General features: G+C 67.1%; 21 protein-coding genes. 13 read left to right on the top strand and 8 right to left on the bottom strand.

Annotation, left to right across the window (positions count from 1 at the left end; translation table 11 throughout):
• From ACNA7R_RS01115 to bioD, 3 genes are all read left to right on the top strand, one after another.
• Positions 1–885: transcriptional regulator (locus ACNA7R_RS01115; RefSeq protein WP_416281686.1), on the top strand; the 885-nt coding region annotated here is incomplete at its 5' end.
• A 76-nt stretch (positions 886–961) separates the two neighbouring features.
• Complete coding sequence (locus ACNA7R_RS01110) at positions 962–2170, top strand: aminotransferase class I/II-fold pyridoxal phosphate-dependent enzyme (RefSeq protein WP_416281685.1); 1209 nt, start codon at positions 962–964, stop codon at positions 2168–2170.
• A complete protein-coding gene (gene bioD, locus ACNA7R_RS01105) occupies positions 2167–2844 on the top strand; it encodes a dethiobiotin synthase (RefSeq protein ID WP_416281684.1) in 678 nt (225 codons plus the stop codon). Before ACNA7R_RS01110 ends, bioD begins: the two co-directional genes overlap by 4 nt.
• 7 nt (positions 2845–2851) lie before the next feature.
• Here the strand turns inward: bioD and ACNA7R_RS01100 are convergent, their stop codons facing one another.
• The 4 genes from ACNA7R_RS01100 to ACNA7R_RS01085 form a co-directional block, all read right to left on the bottom strand.
• Entirely contained in the window at positions 2852–3037 is a 186-nt protein-coding gene (locus tag ACNA7R_RS01100) for a hypothetical protein (protein WP_416281683.1), read from the bottom strand.
• A 98-nt stretch (positions 3038–3135) separates the two neighbouring features.
• The gene (locus tag ACNA7R_RS01095) at positions 3136–4632 is read right to left on the bottom strand and encodes a replication factor C large subunit (RefSeq protein ID WP_416281682.1); all 1497 of its coding nucleotides are present in this window, start codon (positions 4630–4632) and stop codon (positions 3136–3138) included.
• 43 nt (positions 4633–4675) lie between these two features.
• Positions 4676–5050, bottom strand: a complete 375-nt coding sequence (locus ACNA7R_RS01090; protein WP_416281681.1) for a type II toxin-antitoxin system VapC family toxin — start codon at positions 5048–5050, stop codon at positions 4676–4678.
• The gene (locus ACNA7R_RS01085) at positions 5051–5281 is read right to left on the bottom strand and encodes an AbrB/MazE/SpoVT family DNA-binding domain-containing protein (protein ID WP_416281680.1); all 231 of its coding nucleotides are present in this window, start codon (positions 5279–5281) and stop codon (positions 5051–5053) included. It abuts the gene before it with no gap.
• Between the two features lie 315 nt (positions 5282–5596).
• Here ACNA7R_RS01085 and ACNA7R_RS01080 point away from each other — a divergent pair, with 315 nt between their 5' ends.
• The 3 genes from ACNA7R_RS01080 (at position 5597) to ACNA7R_RS01070 (ending at position 7333) form a co-directional block, all read left to right on the top strand.
• Positions 5597–6352, top strand: a complete 756-nt coding sequence (locus tag ACNA7R_RS01080) for a competence/damage-inducible protein A (RefSeq protein ID WP_416281679.1) — start codon at positions 5597–5599, stop codon at positions 6350–6352.
• A 78-nt stretch (positions 6353–6430) separates the two neighbouring features.
• Positions 6431–7141, top strand: coding sequence for a helix-turn-helix domain-containing protein (locus tag ACNA7R_RS01075; RefSeq protein ID WP_416281678.1), 711 nt, complete (start codon positions 6431–6433; stop codon positions 7139–7141).
• Positions 7142–7144: 3 nt separating this feature from the next.
• Positions 7145–7333: a hypothetical protein gene (locus ACNA7R_RS01070; RefSeq protein ID WP_416281677.1), complete on the top strand. Its 189-nt coding sequence runs from the start codon at positions 7145–7147 to the stop codon at positions 7331–7333.
• Here ACNA7R_RS01070 and gcvH read toward each other — a convergent pair whose 3' ends face one another.
• The 3 genes from gcvH to ACNA7R_RS01055 all read right to left on the bottom strand — a co-directional run bounded on the left by gcvH (position 7334) and on the right by ACNA7R_RS01055 (position 10537).
• Positions 7334–7717, bottom strand: a complete 384-nt coding sequence (gene gcvH, locus ACNA7R_RS01065) for a glycine cleavage system protein GcvH (protein WP_416281676.1) — start codon at positions 7715–7717, stop codon at positions 7334–7336.
• Positions 7718–7719: 2 nt separating this feature from the next.
• Positions 7720–8817: a glycine cleavage system aminomethyltransferase GcvT gene (gcvT, locus tag ACNA7R_RS01060; RefSeq protein ID WP_416281675.1), complete on the bottom strand. Its 1098-nt coding sequence runs from the start codon at positions 8815–8817 to the stop codon at positions 7720–7722.
• Positions 8818–8926: 109 nt separating this feature from the next.
• Positions 8927–10537 carry a S8 family serine peptidase gene (locus ACNA7R_RS01055; protein ID WP_416281674.1) on the bottom strand — a complete coding sequence of 537 codons (1611 nt, stop codon included), beginning with the start codon at positions 10535–10537 and terminating at the stop codon, positions 8927–8929.
• 407 nt (positions 10538–10944) lie between these two features.
• Here ACNA7R_RS01055 and ACNA7R_RS01050 point away from each other — a divergent pair, with 407 nt between their 5' ends.
• The 6 genes from ACNA7R_RS01050 to dpsA (ACNA7R_RS01025) all read left to right on the top strand — a co-directional run bounded on the left by ACNA7R_RS01050 (position 10945) and on the right by dpsA (ACNA7R_RS01025) (position 15772).
• Entirely contained in the window at positions 10945–11400 is a 456-nt protein-coding gene (locus ACNA7R_RS01050; protein WP_416281673.1) for an NYN domain-containing protein, read from the top strand.
• Between the two features lie 58 nt (positions 11401–11458).
• Entirely contained in the window at positions 11459–12310 is an 852-nt protein-coding gene (locus tag ACNA7R_RS01045; protein WP_416281672.1) for a TatD family hydrolase, read from the top strand.
• Between the two features lie 75 nt (positions 12311–12385).
• Positions 12386–12967, top strand: coding sequence for a DUF2150 family protein (locus ACNA7R_RS01040; protein WP_416281671.1), 582 nt, complete (start codon positions 12386–12388; stop codon positions 12965–12967).
• A 168-nt stretch (positions 12968–13135) separates the two neighbouring features.
• Positions 13136–14473 carry a hydroxymethylglutaryl-CoA synthase gene (gene hmgB / locus ACNA7R_RS01035; RefSeq protein ID WP_416281670.1) on the top strand — a complete coding sequence of 446 codons (1338 nt, stop codon included), beginning with the start codon at positions 13136–13138 and terminating at the stop codon, positions 14471–14473.
• 151 nt (positions 14474–14624) lie between these two features.
• Positions 14625–15200, top strand: a complete 576-nt coding sequence (gene dpsA / locus ACNA7R_RS01030; protein WP_416281669.1) for a DNA starvation/stationary phase protection protein DpsA — start codon at positions 14625–14627, stop codon at positions 15198–15200.
• Positions 15201–15202: 2 nt separating this feature from the next.
• The gene (dpsA, locus tag ACNA7R_RS01025) at positions 15203–15772 is read left to right on the top strand and encodes a DNA starvation/stationary phase protection protein DpsA (RefSeq protein WP_416281668.1); all 570 of its coding nucleotides are present in this window, start codon (positions 15203–15205) and stop codon (positions 15770–15772) included.
• 18 nt (positions 15773–15790) lie between these two features.
• Here dpsA (ACNA7R_RS01025) and ACNA7R_RS01020 read toward each other — a convergent pair whose 3' ends face one another.
• A complete protein-coding gene (locus tag ACNA7R_RS01020; RefSeq protein WP_416281666.1) occupies positions 15791–16012 on the bottom strand; it encodes a hypothetical protein in 222 nt (73 codons plus the stop codon).
• 207 nt (positions 16013–16219) lie between these two features.
• On the opposite strand from ACNA7R_RS01020, the gene ACNA7R_RS01015 reads away from it, so the two are divergent.
• Positions 16220–17017, top strand: a complete 798-nt coding sequence (locus ACNA7R_RS01015) for a sulfite exporter TauE/SafE family protein (RefSeq protein ID WP_416281665.1) — start codon at positions 16220–16222, stop codon at positions 17015–17017.
• Positions 17018–17019 lie beyond the last annotated feature (2 nt).

The raw sequence follows: 17019 nt of genomic DNA, 5'->3' as shown, positions 1-17019 counted from the left end.
AGCGATCCCGGCGACGTCGCGACGGACGGCGGCGCGGCGACCGCCGACGGCGAGGGCGTCAAACAACACGGGGAGAACAGGGGAGTCGTCGCCTCCGAACAGGCCCGTCCCAGCGACGACCCCATCCAGGACGTCATCGATCGCGGCGACGGGATCGACGCAGTCTTGCTGGCGCTGCCGAACTACGAACACGACTTCATCCCCCGCGTCGCGGACCGGTTCCTCGAGGGCGGCTACGGCGGCGTGATGGTCGACGTCCTCAAGCGCTCCCGGGTGATCGGCATGCTCGACGATCGGAAGGAAGCCTTCGAGGAGGCGGGGATCACCTTCGTCTGTGGTGCCGGCGCGACCCCGGGGCTGCTGACGGGCGCGGCCGCCCTGGCGGCCCAGTCGTTCGTCGAGATCGAAGAAGTGGAGATCTGGTGGGGCGTCGGCCTCGAGTCGGGGTACGAGGACAACCGCGGCACCGTCCGCGAGGACATCGCCCATCTGCCCGGCTACGACATCGAGACCGCTCGCGACCTCTCCGCCGAGGAGATCGAGGCGATCGTCGACGACCACGACGGCATCATCGAGTTCGAGGACATGGAGCACGCCGACGACGTGTTGCTCGAGCGCGCGGGCGTCTGTGACGCCGCGGACGTCACGGTCGGCGGGCTCCTCGACGTTCGCAGCGACGAGAAGCCGACAACGACGACCGTCTCCGTGACCGGAACAACCTTCGACGGCGAGCGGGGGACGAACACCTTCCAGCTCGACGATGCGACGAGCATGGAAGCGAACGTCAACGGCCCCGCGCTCGGCTACCTGCGAGCCGGCGTTCGTCGGAACCGGGCCGGCGAGTACGGCGTCGTCGGGCCGGCGGAGCTGATGCCCCGGTTTTAGCGACTCGAGCGAACCCCGCGGTCGCCTCGACGCGAACCGTGACAGTGAAAACATGCGGCAGACTCCCTTTACTCGAATGGAAGACCGCGGGTTCGACCTCGAGGGTCGGCTCGACGCGCTCGTCGAGCACGACCTGAAACGATCGCTCGCGCCCGCCGATCGGGTCGCGGAGCGGGGGTACTTCGCGTCGCCGTCGGGAGGCGAGCTCCCGGTGCTCGACTCCGAGGAGGCGCTCGTGTTTGCCTCGAACAACTACCTCGGGCTGACCGCCGACAAGCGCGTCCAGAACGCCGCGCGCCAGGCCGGGGCGACCGTCGGCACGGGCGCCGGCGCGAGCCGACTCGTCACCGGCGACACGCTGGTCCACCAGGACCTCGAGCGGCTGCTCGCCGAGACCAAGGGCACCGACCGCGCGCTCGCCTTCTCGTCGGGCTACGCCGCCAACGTCGGGACGATCACCGCCCTCGAGCCGGACGTGATCTTCTCCGACGAGCGCAACCACGCCAGCATCGTCGACGGCTGTCGCCTCTCGGGGGCCGAGACGGTCGTCTACGACCACTGCGACGCCGCGAGCCTCCGGGTCGAGCTGGCCGCGCGAGCCGATCGACCGGGCGCCGCCGACGAGTCGTGGCTGATCGTCACCGATACCGTCTTCAGCATGGACGGCACCGTCGCCCCGCTCGAGTCGATCTGCGACGTCGCCGAGGAGTTCGGCGCGTGGGTGATGGTCGACGAGGCCCACGCGACGGGGCTGTACGCCGACGGCGGTGGGATCGTCCAGGCCGAGGGGCTCGAGGATCGGGTCCACGTCCAGCTCGGAACGCTCTCGAAGGCGCTGGCGAGCCAGGGTGGGTACGTCGCCGGCAGCGACGCCCTCGTCGAACTGCTGGTCAACGAGGCCCGCCCGTTCGTCTTCTCGACGGGACTGACGCCGATGGCGGCCGCGGCCGCAAGCGAGGCCCTCCACCTCGCCCGGCACAGCGACGCCCGCGAACGGCTCTGGGAGAACGTCGCCCACCTCCGGGACGGGTTCGAGTCGATGGGGTTCGAGGTGCCCGGCGAGTCCCAGATCCTGCCGATCGTGGTCGGCGACCGCGAGGACGCGCTGGCCCTCGAGGCCGGGATCCGGGACCGGAACGTGATCGCGCCGGCGATCCGACCGCCGACGGTCCCCGAGGGGACCTGCCGGCTCCGCGTCGCGCCAACTGCGGCCCACGACAGGAACGACGTCGTCGCCTGCCTCGAGGCGTTCCAGGCGGCCGGGACGGAGGTCGGACTCCTGTGACGACGGTCGCCGTCGTCGGCACCGACACCGGGGTCGGCAAGACCGTCGTCACGGCCGGACTCACCCGCGAGTTTCGAGACCGCGGCGTCGACGCCCGCGCGATCAAACCCGCACAGACGGGGCACCCGCCGGACGACGACGCGGCGTTCGTCGCCGACGCCTGCGGAACCGACGAGGCGGCGACCTGCCTGCGCTACCTCGAGGAGCCCCTGGCCCCCCGGATCGCGGCCGAACGGGCGGGCGACCCCCTCAAGTACGAGCCGCTGCTGGCCGACTGTCGTCGGGAATGCGATCGGGCGCCCGTCGCACTCCTCGAGGGGGTCGGCGGCCTCCGGGTTCCGCTGGCGGGCGACCGCGAGGTGATCGACCTGGTCGCCGACCTCGCCCCCGTCGCGGTCGTCGTCACGCGGTCGGGACTGGGCACGCTGAACCACACCGCGCTCACCGTCGACGCGCTCGAGCGACGCGGGGTCGACGTCCGCGGAATCGTCTGCAACGAGTACGATGGGGCGTCCGTCGCCGAGCGGACGAATCCCGGGGAGCTCGAGCGCATGACCGACCGCCCCGTCGAGACGGTGCCGCCGCTTCGAGGGTCGGATCCAGCGGCGCTCGCGGAGGGCGTTCGCGACGCGCTCCCGCGGTCGTTCTCCGCTCGACTCGTCGAAAAAGCGTAGCTACCGGTTACGGCGTCGGTGCAGGTCGGTCGCCTTCCAGAACGGCGTCGTCGGTTCCCACCGCCGAGTCGGTCGTCGCCTCCACGAGCTGGGAGACGATCGCCGACTTCCGGTGGTTGACCTCGAGGTGGATCCGGAGATCCGTGCGTTCCTCGTAGCCGTTCGTGCAAAGCGGACAGTCGTAGTCGGTCATTGATCCACACTCACCAAGAGTGGGTGTCCACAGCGACCGTCGTAATAGTGTCGGTGGGTCTATAACTAGACATGTCGGCGGACGGATAACGGTCGCAGTTACATGAAATCCGAGAGACCGGACTGGTCGTCGTCGGCTTCCGCGGGCTCGTCGGCCGGCTGCTCCGAAGGCGATCCCTCGTCGGCGTCGCCCGCCTCGGCGACGGCCTCGAGCGACTGCTGGTCGTTTTCGTCTTCTTCGCCGTCTCCGTCGTCGTCACCGATCTCGAGGTCGTCGCTCGAGGCGTTCCCGAAGAAGGCGCCGCCGGAGTGTTCGACCGCCTGCTGCTCGCGGCGTCCCTCGGCGTCTTCGACGATCGACTCGACCTTGTTGGTCGTCTTCCCGCTGCCGGTAATAAACGAGACCTCGCCCTCGTCGAGTTCGTACGTGGCGGCCATCCGCACCGTTAGCTCGCGGTTCTTGCAGTGGTGGGTCATCGCCGAGAGGAACGGGAGGATCTCTCGGCGGGCCGTCGCGACGCTGGTTCCCTCGCGCTCGGCGATGCGTTCGGCGATGGCGTCGCGGGTGTTCCGGGTTCCCTTCGTGCGGCCGAGTTTCGACCAGTAGCTCGGGGGACCGTAGCGGGTCCAGCCGCCCTTCGATCCCTGACGGGAGGCGGCGACCCCCGCGGTCATGTTGTCGGTCGCGTACCGCCAGAACGAGTAGTCCTGCGTGGCCCGAACCCGGCCGAGCCAGCGATCGGCGTTCGAGAGGAACCCGTAGGCGTCGGCCAGCTCCTCGCCCGAGTAGTCCTTCGGGACGTTGTCCTCGATCCAGTTCAGCAGGTCGTCGGGCGTCTCGTCGACGTCGTAGGAGGCGTACAGCGCCCCCTGGGCGTCCTCCTCCTTGATCAGCGCGTCCAGGAAGTCGAAGATACCCTCCGTCGTATCGCGCTCGCTCGTCACGACGTCCTCGACGGTCAGCCGTTCGGCCTCCTCGGCGACCGCCTGAAGGTCGTTGACCGCCGATCGCAGGTCGCCGCTGGTCGATTCGGCGATCTTCTCGAGTGCTTCCTCCTCGAACTCGACGCCCTCGCGACGGCAGATGTCCCGCAACACGGGGACGATCGATCGCTTGGAGACGTCGCGGAACTCGATCGTCTCGCAGGCGTTGCGCAGCGACTGGCTCATGTCGTAGAACTCGTTGGCCACGAGGACGATCGGTTGGTTCGCGCTCTTGACGACCCGCGTCACCTCTCGGGAGCCGCCGTAGTCGGCGTTGCCGTGGAAGTTGTCCGCCTCGTCTAAGATCACGAGCCGACGGCCCGACCCGCCCGCGGTGAGGGTGCCGCTCTTTGCGGCCTCGCCCGCGACGCGCTCGATCACGTCGGCGCCGCGGCTGTCGCTGGCGTTGAGTTCCATCACCGGCCAGTCCATGTCGTTGGCCAGCGCGTGAGCCGCCGAGGTCTTGCCGACGCCGGGGCTGCCGTGGACGATCACCGCCTTCCGGTGGTCGTCCCAGCTCTCGGCCCACTCCTTCAGCTGGTCCCGGGCCTTGTTGTTGCCGCGCACCTCCGACAGGGTCGTCGGCCGGTACGTCTCGGTCCAGTCGCTCATTAGGACGTGGTTGGGGTGAGCCGCGTTTAGTGGTTGCGGAGCGTCACTCCTCTCCAACCGTCTTCAGGTCGAGGCGGGACGTGACGTCCTCGTACGCATCGTCGCTCGAGACGATGGTATCGCCGTTCGATTCGACGAGGTGGAGCGCATCGAACGGTGTGAACCCGTGGTCTTCCACGTACGTCGCCGCCGTAACAACCGTCTCCACGTCACCGCGTACCTCGACGAGGGTGGCGGCGTTCGAAACGACGCGATCGGTATCACGTTCCTCCCGGTAGGCCACCATCAGGAGTTCGATAAGCGTGAACTGCGACGTCCATAACTCGTCACGGCGCTCTCGATACACCGACTCGGCGGCCTCTCCGAGCCAGTCATCGTCTTTGATGAGCGCGAGGAGAAAATCGGTTTCCGCGTACATTTACCGGCCCGCTTCGTCGAGTGCAGTCTCTCGTGCTTCTTCGCGAAGCTCGTCGGTCGACTTGTCGATATCCGCGAACTCGTCTCTAAGCGCCTCGAGCGGGTCGTCGGCGACCGGGATCAATTTGATCCCGTCGGGGAGCTGAACGACGTGATATCGGTCCCCGTATCGCTCTCGAACCTCCTTCGGGAGCGTGAGACGACCGCGGTCGTCCAGCGCGACGTCTGACATATTTCGGTGTATGGTGGGCAAAAGTAAAAATGTTCCCCGATATATGAGGATACCCACTCCGCGTCCACTGGCCGGAATTCGTTACCGAGTGCTTCGAGCGGATCGTCGGCGATCGGAACCAGCGCAACTCTGCCGGGAAACTGGACGATGGAGTAGCGCTCTCGCACGGCCTCCGCAAGTATGAGTATACTTGGTCTCGCGAATCGATCCCCGATTGCCGAGGACATCGGTCGGAATCGCGGACGGATTCGAACGCCACCGAAGATCGGAACCGGCCGGCGGAGCCGCTAACTGCCTCGAGCCCCAACTCGATCCATGAACGTCGCGATCGTCACCGTCGGCGACGAGCTGCTGGCGGGGACGACCACGAACACCAACGCCGCGTGGTTAGCCGAGCAGCTCACCGAACGGGGCGCAACCGTCGAGCGCATCCTGACGATCCCCGACGACCGCGAACTCATCGCCGACACCGTCGCCGACTGGAGCGACGCGTTCGACGCCGTGCTCGTCACCGGCGGGCTCGGCGGGACCCCCGACGACGTCACGCTCGAGGCCGTCGCCGAGGGGCTCGGCCGCGAGATGGTCGTCCGCGAGGAGATCTACGAGCGGCTGGTCGAGAAAGCCCGGCAGTTCCGCGAGGAGAACCCGGATCTCGTCGCGGAGTACGACCTCGAGATCGACCTCGAGGCCGCGGCCTCGCTCCCGGCCGGGGCGGTACCGATCGTCGTCGAGGAGGCGTGGGCGCCGGGCTGTACGGTCGAGAACGTCTCCGTCTTCGCGGGCATTCCCGAGGAGATGCGGGCGATGTTCCGCGAGGTCGCCGGGGAGTTCGTCGGCGAGGCGCGCTCTCGGACGGTCTACACGCCGGCCCCGGAGGGATCGCTGACGGCCGTCCTCGAGGGAGTGACCGACGAGTTCGACGTCGCCGTCGGCAGCTACCCCCGCGGGGAGGACCGACCGGGTCGGATCCGCCTCTCGGGATCCGATTCGGAGACCCTCGAGGCCGCCGCGGCCTGGATCGACGCGCGGATCGAGACGGTCGATCCCGAGGTGTCCGAGCCGTCGGACTGACCGCCGTCCCGCCGGTGGCCGCCGGTTTCCGGGCGCCGACTCCGGTAGCTACTTGGGTCGACCGGACGACCGTCGCGTATGGGCGGCCGTGGACCCAAGCGAGAGCTCGCCGAGAAGATCGCCGGAGAGATCACGCTGAGCGACGATCCGGGGGCGACGCTGCGCAAGTGGCGGACCGACTTCGGCGTCTCCCAGACGGATCTGGCCAACGAACTCGAGGTCTCCTCCTCGGTAATTTCGGACTACGAGAGCGGGCGCCGGGAGAGCCCCGGGATCGGCGTCGTCGGTCGACTCGTCGAGGGGCTGCTCGCGATCGACGAACGCCGCGGCGGCGACCGAATCCGCCAGTACGGACGCGTACTCTCGGCGGGCTTCGAGAGCGACGTCGTCTACGACCTTCGGGAGTACGCGACCTCGAAACCGCTCGTCCAGCTGTACGACGAGATCGGCGCGACCGAAGTCGCCGCCGGCAGCACGGACCGGGTCAGCGGCCACACCGTCATCGACAGCATCGGGGCGATCACCCGTCTCTCGAGCGAGGAGTTCTTCCGGCTGTACGGCCAGAGCACGAATCGCGTGCTGGTCTTTACCGGCGTCACCCGAGGCGAGGCCGTCGCCGTCGCGCTGCGGGTCGTCAACCCGACCCCGAACGCTGTCGTCCTCCACGGCATCGAGGAGGAGGACCTCTGGGAGCACGCCGCCGACCTCGCCCGGATCGACGGCTACTCGCTGGCCGTGACGACCGAACCGCTCGAGGAACTGCTCGATCACCTCGTCACGCTCGAGTAAGGGATGTCGGAGACACCGGCCCGTCGAAAGGATCTATGGACGGGGGCGCTGACCGCCGTCTTCCTCGCGACGCTCGTCGTCGTCTACGTCGTCGACGAGCCGGAACTGTGGCTCGTCTGGGCGGTACTGACCGTCGTGGTCTCCGGAGCCGCGATGGTGCTTTTCAACCGGGAGACGCCGCAGGAACCCTGATCAGGCGATCTGGTTCTCGTACTCGTCGGCCGACAGCAGCGCCTCGAGTTCGGTCTCGTCGGCGCCCTCGATCTCGAGCATCCAGCCCTCGCCGAGCGCGTCCTCGTTGACGAGTTCCGGAGAGTCGAACAGTTCCTCGTTGACCGTGAGGACCTCGCCACCGACCGGTGCATACAGGTCGGAAACGGCCTTGATCGACTCGATGACGCCGAACTCCTCGTCCTGGGCGATCGACTCGCCCTCGTCGGGGAGTTCGACGAAGACGACGTCGCCGAGTTCGTCCTGTGCGAAGTCGGTGATGCCGATGCGGATCCCGTCGTCGGTCGGGAGTGCCCATTCGTGCGATTCGCGGTACCGTCGGTCGTCTGGAACGTCGAAGCTCATAGTTATGCTGTGTCGATGAACGGCGTGGTTTCAACTCTTGCCTTCTTGGATCGGCCGCGAACGACGACCTGCAGCGTCGTTCCCGGATCCGCGTACTCGACCGGGACGTAGCCGAGCCCGATCGGTTGCTCGAGGGTCGGACTCATCGTGCCGCTCGTGACCTCGCCGACGACCCGGCTCTCGGCGTTCGTGATGTCGTAGCCGTGACGCGGGACCCCCCGATCGATCAGCCGGAAGCCGACCAGCTGCTCCTCGACGCCGGCCTCGTTCGCTTCGGCCAGGGCGTCCCGGCCGACGAACTCGGTGTCGAGGTCGACCGCGAAGCCGATCCCTGCCTCGTAGGGGGTCCGGGGGTTCGACTCGAGGTCGAACTCCTGGCCCGCCAGCAGGAGGCCGGCCTCGATCCGGAGCGTGTCGCGGGCGCCGAGCCCGCAGGGCTGACACTCGAGCCGGGACCAGACCGTCTCGGCCTCGGTCCACGGGACGACGAGTTCGAACCCGTCCTCGCCGGTGTAGCCGGTTCGGGCGGTCCAGCACTCGACGCCGGCGACCGTGGCGTACGTCGCCTCGAACCGACCCAGGTCGGTCGGCGAGCCGTCGGCGACGTCCTCGAGCAGATCGGCAGCGTTCGGTCCCTGCAGGGCGAACATCGCGTACTCGTCGGTCTGGTTGTCGACGGTCGCCTCGAGGTCGAACTCGTTGCGGTAGCCGATCCAGCGCTCGTGGGTCGCCTCGTCGGTGCCGGCGTTGGGTACGAAGAGGTAGGTCGGCTGGCCGTCCTCGTCTGGCAGCCGGTAGACGACCGTGTCGTCGATGATCAGGCCCTCCTCGTCGGTGATCGCGGCGTACTGGGCATCGCCGACCTCGAGGCGGCTTACGTCGTTAGTGGTGAGCCGCTGCATCAGCGTCGTGGCGTCCGGGCCGGTGACGTGGATCTGACCCATGTGAGAGACGTCGAAGATCCCGACGTCCTCCCGGACGGCCCGGTGTTCCGTCTGGATCGAGTCGAACTCCACGGGCATATCCCAGCCACCGAACTCCGTAAACTTCGCTCCACGCTCGTCGTGGATCCCACGTAACGGCGGCGTCTGAAGCGGCATAGTCGGCTTCACACTCCGGGGGTAGTAATGTCTTTTCGTCGGTCGTGGTCGTCTCGCACGCGGAGCGCGGTCGCCGACGGTCGAAAAACGGACCGCGACCGAGCGCAGGTCAGCCCTCGTACTCGGTGATCGTCAGCGTGTACTCGCCGCTGCCGCTGTAGGCGTCGACGAGCGCGTGCAGGTCCGCCGCCGTGTCGGGATCCTCGATAACGATCTCCTCGTCGCTGCCCCAGGTGTAGGAGATGTGGTCGTAGTCGCTCGTCGTCGGACAGCTACTGCGCTCGTTCGCGTAGAGGTCGAACGTGGCGTCGCTCGGTCCCTCGAGGTTGACGACGACCCGGCGGGTATCGTCGAACTGCCAGCCGTAGGTCCAGCAGTCGCTGTCCCAGGAACTCGTCAGGGTGTCCGTGACCGAGGTCGTCTCCTCGCCGTCGCCGGGGTCGTCCCCGCCGTCGTCGTCATCGTCGTCATCGCCGTCGTCCGGCTCCTCGTCGGGATCGGTGTTGACGGCGAGATCGGCGTCGACGCGGCCGTCACCCTGCTCGTCCGCCGAGAGGCCCACGTCGACGGCGGTCGCCCGCAGGTGGTCGCGGAGTCCCTCGTTCGAGAGCCCCGGATGAGCCGACAGCGCAAGCCCCGCGACGCCCGCGACGACCGGCGAGGCCATCGACGTCCCCGAGTACTCCTCGTAGTCGTCCCAGTTGACCGTCGAGAGCACGTTCGACCCGGGCGCGGCGAGTTCGATCTCGGGGCCGACGTTCGAGAAGTTCGACAGGGACTCGGTTTCGTCGAGCGAGGAGACGGCCACGACGCTGTCGTAGGCCGCCGGATAGGAGACGCTTCCGCCGAAGTCGTTGCCGGCAGCGGCGACCAGCAGCGACCCCTGTTCTTGGGCGTACTCGCAGGCGTTCGCCATCGTGCTCGAGTAGCCGCCGCCACCGAGGGACATGTTGATGATCTCCGCACCCTGGTCGGCCGACCACTGGACGGCGTCGGCGATGTCCGACAGCGAACCCCCGCCGCTGTCGTCCAGCGCGCGGGCTGACAGCATCGAACAGTCCGAGATACCGGCGTGGCCGGTCCCGTTGTCGGTGCCGCCGGCGGCGATCCCGCCGACGTGGGTGCCGTGATCCTCCCCCTCGCTGACCGGGTAGGGGTCGCTGCCGCTACCGGCGAAGTTCTCGCCGTAGTTCGAAACGCTGCCGTCCACGTTCTCCTCGAGGTTGGGGTGGTCGTACTGGATCCCCTGGTCGACGATCGAGATCGTCACGTCCGAATCGCCGAACGTCGTCTCCCAGGCGCCCTCGCAGTTGACCTGCTGGGGCGCGTACTGCTGGCCGTACCGGGGATCGTTCGGCGTGGCAAACGCCTCGACGGTCGCGTTCTCCTCGGCGTACGCGATATCGCGATCGCCCAGCACGTTCTCCTTGAAGTTCTCCTTCGCCCGCTCGTTTGCGTCTTCGGGGAACTCCACCGCGACGTAGCCGAGCGTCTCGTTAGCGTGGACGATCGCGGCCTCGTTCGGGATCTTCGGTTTGACCGTCCCCTCCGCGTCCGAGACGGAGTCGTCGACGCCGACGAGGATCTCCTCCTTTTTCGGTCCCGGCTCCCGGCCGGGCCTCGCCGTCGCGACTCCGCTCAGACCGAAGACCGCACCCAGTGTGCCCGCTGCTTGCAGTACTCTTCGTCGATCGATGGTGTGAGTGCCATCATTTGCCATGATACGTGCAGTCGGAGCACAAGAGCATATTAAATTCTTATGAAACAGAGTACAATTTATACATAAGAGTTCAACATGAGTGAAGATGCATGAAAGAATGCTTCTAACACTGGTCTGTGAATAACGTTTGATTCTCGAGTTCCTCATCTATCAAAAACAAACTAACGGAAAATTTGTTTTACGTTAGCAATACTTGCCAGCGTCCGTCGGCAGTGGCTCGCTCGTCGGACTCACGAGAACCGCTCGTCACGGAACGTGGTTCACAAGATAGGCGGCAATCTCGATCAAATATTGCCAGTAGAGTTTCTCCTCTCGAGGAGGAACGCACCGGTCCTTCGAGGAACGCCGCCCGACTGTCTACCGCAGCGTTTCGTCACACCTTTTTTCGCGGGGAGGAATTCAACAGCATGTTCGACCGCCTGCGAGCCCGGTTCGGGGCCGGAACTGACGAACCGACGGTCGGCCTCTTCGTCGACGGGCCGAACGTCTTCCGCGAGGAGTTCGACGTCGATCTGGACGACCTGCGAACCGCCGCTGAGGAACTCGGTCGGGTGGGAGTCCTCCGACTCTACCTCGACGAGCACGCGACGCCCGGCCTCATCCAGGCCGCGGAGGCCCGCGGGTTCGAGGTGATCGTCACCAGCGGCGACGTCGACGTCAAACTCGCCGTCGACGCGACGGCTCTGATCGGCGAGGGTGCGATCGACCGACTGGCAATCGCCTCTCGAGACACGGACTTCAAGCCCGTTCTCGAGCACGCGGGCCGAATCGGGGTCGAGACGATCGCCATCGCGCCGGGCAGTTACGGCCGGTCGGACGCGCTGCGGAACGCGGCCGACGACGCGGTGACGCTCGGCGAGTGACGCGATCGGGGCACGAGCGAGTCGGTGACTTTTCGGCCGCGGACGCCCCAGGGCCGGTATGATCGACGACGAGACGCCGGTTCTCGACAACCACCTGCACCTCGACCCGGACAACCATCGCGGCATCGACGCCGTTCACGACTTCGCTCGCGTCGACGGCACCCACATGCTCGTGGTAAACAAACCCTCCTGGCATCTCGGGGTCGAGGCCGACGACGGCGAGGACTTCAGACCCGTCTTCGAACGCACGCTCGAGATCGTCGCCGAGGCGTCGGCCGAACTGCCGGGACGGGCCTGGCCCGTCCTCGGCGTCCATCCGGGACTGATCTCGCGGCTCGTCGACGAGCGCGGCTACGACCCCGAGGGGGCTCGCGAGATCATGCAGGGCGGGATCGACGTCGCCGCGGAGTACGTCGAGAGCGGCGACGCGCTGGCGTTGAAATCCGGTCGGCCCCACTACGCAGTCGACGACGACGTCTGGGCGGCCTCGAACGCCGTCATGCGCCACGCGTTCGAGCGCGGAGCGGACCTGGACTGCGCCGTCCAACTCCACGCCGAGGGCGGCGAGGATCTGACCGAAGTTACGGAGTGGGCCGAAGACGTCGGCCTGCCCGCACACAAAGTGGTTAAACACTACGCGGGCGGCCGTCTCGAGGGGCCGATACCCAGCGTCATCGGCGAGAAAGACGAACTCGAGCGCGCGGCCGAGCGCGGCGAGCCGTTCCTGATGGAGACCGACTACATCGACGACCCGGACCGCCCGGGCGCCGTCCTCGGACCGAAGACGGTGCCCCGACGGGTGGCGTGGCTGCTCGAGAACGGATACGAGGGGGCGGTCCGAAACGCCCACGTCGAGACCCCGATGCGGGTGTACGGTATCGACACCGAATCGACGCTCGAGCGGGCCTGAAACGCCCGCTCTCGGATAGTCGTCGCGGAATACAGGTAGAGAAAGGCATTTCAAGCGGCCGGTGTAGGTGTCTGTATGAGCAATCCCCCCACCGAGTACTACTCGGCGGAACGCTGGCAGAACTGGATCGATCGCATCAAAGACGAGGAGATCGATCCGGAGGACGAGGACTCGGCGCGACTACTCTTGAATCTGCAGGACGACACCGCGATCGCGATCGCGAAGATCGTCGCCGACTACGACGACGGCGAACTCGAGCAGGAAGAGGCGCTGGCCGAGATCGAGGACGTCCGCGAGGTCGTCCTCAGCGAAGTCGACATCGAGGACGAGGAGAAGCTGATCCTCGTCGACGGCGTTCAGACGAGTCTGGTCTGTGTCTTCTTCGCGGCCGAGGAGTACGTCGCCAACGGGCCGGCCGAGGAGGGGACCGTCGCCGACTACCTCGGCGCGGCCGCAAACGCCGAGGCCGAGGAGGACCTCGACGCGGCGCTGGGGTACGCCGCCCAGGCCGGCACGCTCGTCATCGACGACGAGGAACTCGACATGAGCGTCGCCGAGGAGCTCGAGTACGGGCTCGTTACCGAGTGGATCAACGGGTTAGACAGCCTCCAGAGCGCGATGAGCGACCCCGAGGTCGTCGAGGAAGACGAGGACTGATTTTCCGCGTTCGACGGACGACGAGCAATTCTCCGAGACGGACTCCGGTCGCACGCTCGAGTCCGTCGACCGCCACACCGGCCAGGATTCGGACCGCCGATACGGAGTTCGTCGATCGTCGAAAGGACGAACGACAATATCATATAGATCGGACAGTATTCCCGTACTATGACCACAGTCGGTATCGACGCCGTCGAGATCTGGACCGGGAACCTCAAGCTCGACCTCCCCGGTACCTTCGCCCCCCAAAAGGGCGAGGATCCGGAGAAGTACACGAAGGGGCTGGGGCTCAACGCCAGCTCGTTCCCCGACAGCTACGAGGATATCGTCACCATGGGGGCCAACGCCGCCCACCGACTGATGGAACGGAAGGGACTCGAGCCCGACGATGTCGGCCGGATCGACGTCGCGACCGAGAGCGCCTTCGACAACTCGAAGCCCGTCTCGACGTACGTCGCGGGCTGTCTCGAGCAGGTCTACGAGGGGGACTTCCACCACGCCAACAAGGGCGAGCGGAAGTTCGCCTGTATTGCCGGCACGCAGAGCTTAGACGACGCCTACAACTGGATCCGCGCGGGTCGAAATCGGGGTCGGGGCGCGATCGTGATCGCGACCGACACCGCGCTCTACGCCCGCGGCGACGCGGGTGAGGCGACCCAGGGCGCCGGCGCCGTCGCGATGTACATCGCCGAGGACCCGGACCTCGTCGAACTCTCGCCCGAGCAGGGGTACGGCTCGGCTGACGAGACCGACTTCCTCAAGCCCAACCAGCAGTTCCCCTCGGTCGACGGCAAGCGATCGGTGCAGGTCTACCTCGCACGCATGCGCGAGGCCTTGCAGGACTTCGAGACCGTCGCCGGCGACGTCCACCCCGACGACATCGCGTTCATCCCGTTCCACACACCGTTCCCGGGAATGGTTCGCAAGGCCGGGCTGCTCGGCTACCGGTACATTACGCGGGATACGGCCATCGAGGAGGAACTCGCGGCGGAGATCGGCCGCCAGCCCCGCGAGGAGGCGTTCGACACCGAGGACGACTACCACGAGGCCCTCCGGGAGTACACGGACGCCCTGAAGGAGACCGACCGCTACCAGCAGTGGTACGCCGAGACGATCGATCCGACGCTGACGATCTCCCGAGAGGTCGGCAACTGGTACACCGGCTCCGTCCACATCGCCCGCATCAGCGCGATGAAACACGCCCTCGAGAACGGCCGCGATCTGACCGGCGAGACGCTGCTGGTCGGCTCCTACGGCAGCGGCGCCCAGGCCGAGATCCACGCCGAGACCGTCTGTGAGTGCTGGGACGAGGAGATCGAGGCACTGAACGCCGACGAACAGCTCGCGGCCCGCTACGACATGAGCTGGGAGGACTACGAGGAGGTCCACGACGCCCACAACCACGAGATGGACGTCGACGTCGAGGAGTTCACCACGCCCGAGGAAGAGTTCGTCTTCGACGGCTGGGGACGCATGGGCGAGCGCAAGTACCGATACGTCGAGTAACGGTTTTTTAGCGTAGATTTTTGCGAGTCGAGCGGGACTCCCGGCCCCGCTCATTGTGCGAACAGTGCGAAACCGAGCCCGCGGACCGTGCGAACGGGTCTTGCGAGGTGCCGGCGAGGTAATATAAGTCATCCGGCGAAAGACAGCAGATATGACGAGACGAGAGATCGGGCTGGTTCGCGAACCGGAAACCGGCGAGCGCCGCCAGGAGTGGGGCACCGTCGGGACGAACGACCTCCGGATCGACCGCAAGGCGGCCGAGACGATCGTCGACGCCCTCAGCATCGACTGCGCCGGCTCGTTCAACCTCTTCTACCTCCTACGAAAGCACTACTGGACCGCCGAGGGGGCGGAGTTTCGCGAGGTCGCGGCGTTCCTCGAGGGCGCGTACAAACGAGTTCGGACCATCAACGACGACCTCGCGATTAGAATCGTCGAACTCGGCGGAATCCCGCCGAACACGCCGCCGACGATCCAGGAGCGCGCCGCGGTCCACCTCGAGGCCGAGGACCTGTACGACCTGCGGGCCTCGCTCGAAGGCGATCTCGAGGGGTACGCGACGCTGGTCGCGAGCGTGCGCGAGCACGTCGAACTCGTCCGGGAGGTGGGCGACTTCGGGACGGCCGAGCGGCTGGACGACCACCTGACGGCCCTCGAGGACGACGCCCACGCGCTCGAGCAGTTCCTCGAGAGCGATACGCTCGTGCTGACGGAGGCGACGAAGTAGCCATGGCGAGCGAACCGCACCTTCGAAGCCTCGGCGCGGAGCACGTCCGCCAGGAGTGGAACACGATCGGCGAGAACGAGCTCGGAATCGACCGGGAAGCGGCAGAACGGATAGTCGACGCGCTGAACGCCGAACTCTCGGGACTGTACATCCTGTTCAACCAGGTCCGGAAACACTACTGGCTGCTCGAGGGGGCCGAACTCGAGGATCTCGGCGGCTTTCTCGAGGACGCCGCCGATCGGCTCGCCGAGACGACCGACGCCCTCGCGGTTCGCGTCCACGCGCTCGGCGGGGTGCCGGTCTGCGGTCCGATGGGGATCCGCAAGCACGCCCCGCTCCACATCGAGGCGCCCCACCACTACGACGTGCGATCGTCGCTCGAACGCGATCTCGAGGGGTACGCGACGCTCGCGGCGCTGTTTCGCGACCACGTCGAACAGGTCGAGCGACTGGGCGATACGGCCACCGGCGAACTGCTTCGCGAGCGCCTCGTGGCCCTCGAGGACGACGCCCACGTCCTCGAGCGCTACCTCGACGGGGACACGCTCGTTCGGCAGGACGCGCTCGACTGACGGCTCGTCGAGGCCGACTCACTCCCGCCACCGCTCCCGCTCGGCCGCCCGCGCCCGCGACTCGAGGTCGTCGGCGTCGGCGTCGTCCTCGAGCGTAATGTCCCCACCGTGAGCGTGTACCACGGACGCGTCGAGCCGCGAGCCCGCGAACCCCGAGTCGGTCCCGTCGCCCCGATCCGAGCCCGTCTCGTCGTGATCGTCGGACCCGACCAGCACGCGCTTGAGGATGGTTCGAAGCATACGTTCTCGTCGGGCCGGACGTGATAGCTGTTTGTTTATTTCGGCCGTGGCGTGGTGCCAATTCGGACCCGAACGCGTACGGTCGTTCGGCCCTCGTGTCCTCGAGGCCGCGGTCGAGCGTGGCTCGAGGCGAAACCGATTACCTTCTCGGGCCGATAGCTCGAGCAACGAGTATCGCCTTCCGACTGCCCTCGACTCCGACCACACATGGATCCGTTCACCCTCCTCGGTATCGACGTCGCGCTGTTCCTGCTTATCGGTCTGCTGGCCGGTGCCCACTGTATCGGAATGTGCGGCCCGCTGGTGACCGTCTACGCGGGTCGGATGGACGGCGGCGGCTCCGAAAAGCGCGGCTCGCACCTGTCGACCTACGAGGTTCGCCAGCACGCGCTGTTCAACCTCGGTCGAACCGCGAGCTACACCCTCCTCGGCGCCCTCTTCGGCGCGCTCGGCGGCCTCCTGTTCGTCACGACCGAGTCGCTGACGCCCCTGGTCGAACCGATTCGGGGCGGCGTCGGTCTCCTCGTCGGGGGGTTCGTCATCGCCACCGGAATCTACTACCTGCTCGGGCGGACCACGGGCGGGATCCACCTGCCCGGCCTCGAGCGACTGACCGGCTGGCTGATGGGCCGCGTCGACCGCCTCGCGAACGGCCCCGGCATCGTCGGACTGGGTGCCCTCCACGGGCTGCTCCCCTGTCCGATCCTCTACCCGGCCTTCCTGTACGCGTTCGCGACCGGATCGCCGGCCGGAGGCGCCCTCGCGCTCGCAGCGCTCGGGCTCGGGACCGTTCCCGCGGTGTTTCTCTACGGGACCGTCGTCGAGTCGGTCGACGTCGTCCACCGCCAGCGGGTTCACCGACTGCTCGGGGTCGCCTTCGTCGTGCTGGGCTACGTCCTGTTCGCCCACGGGCTGATGAGTATCGGGATCCACCTGCCCCATCCCGAACTCCCGTTCTACGACGGGATCGACGCGCCGGGCGCGGGCGCCCACGATAGCCACTGACC

The sequence above is a fragment of the Natronococcus sp. genome (genome assembly GCF_047921035.1).
In the GTDB taxonomy this organism is placed as follows: domain Archaea; phylum Halobacteriota; class Halobacteria; order Halobacteriales; family Natrialbaceae; genus Natronococcus.
The sequence above is the reverse complement of the archived record's forward strand: the minus strand, read 5'-3'. Positions and strand labels throughout refer to the sequence as shown.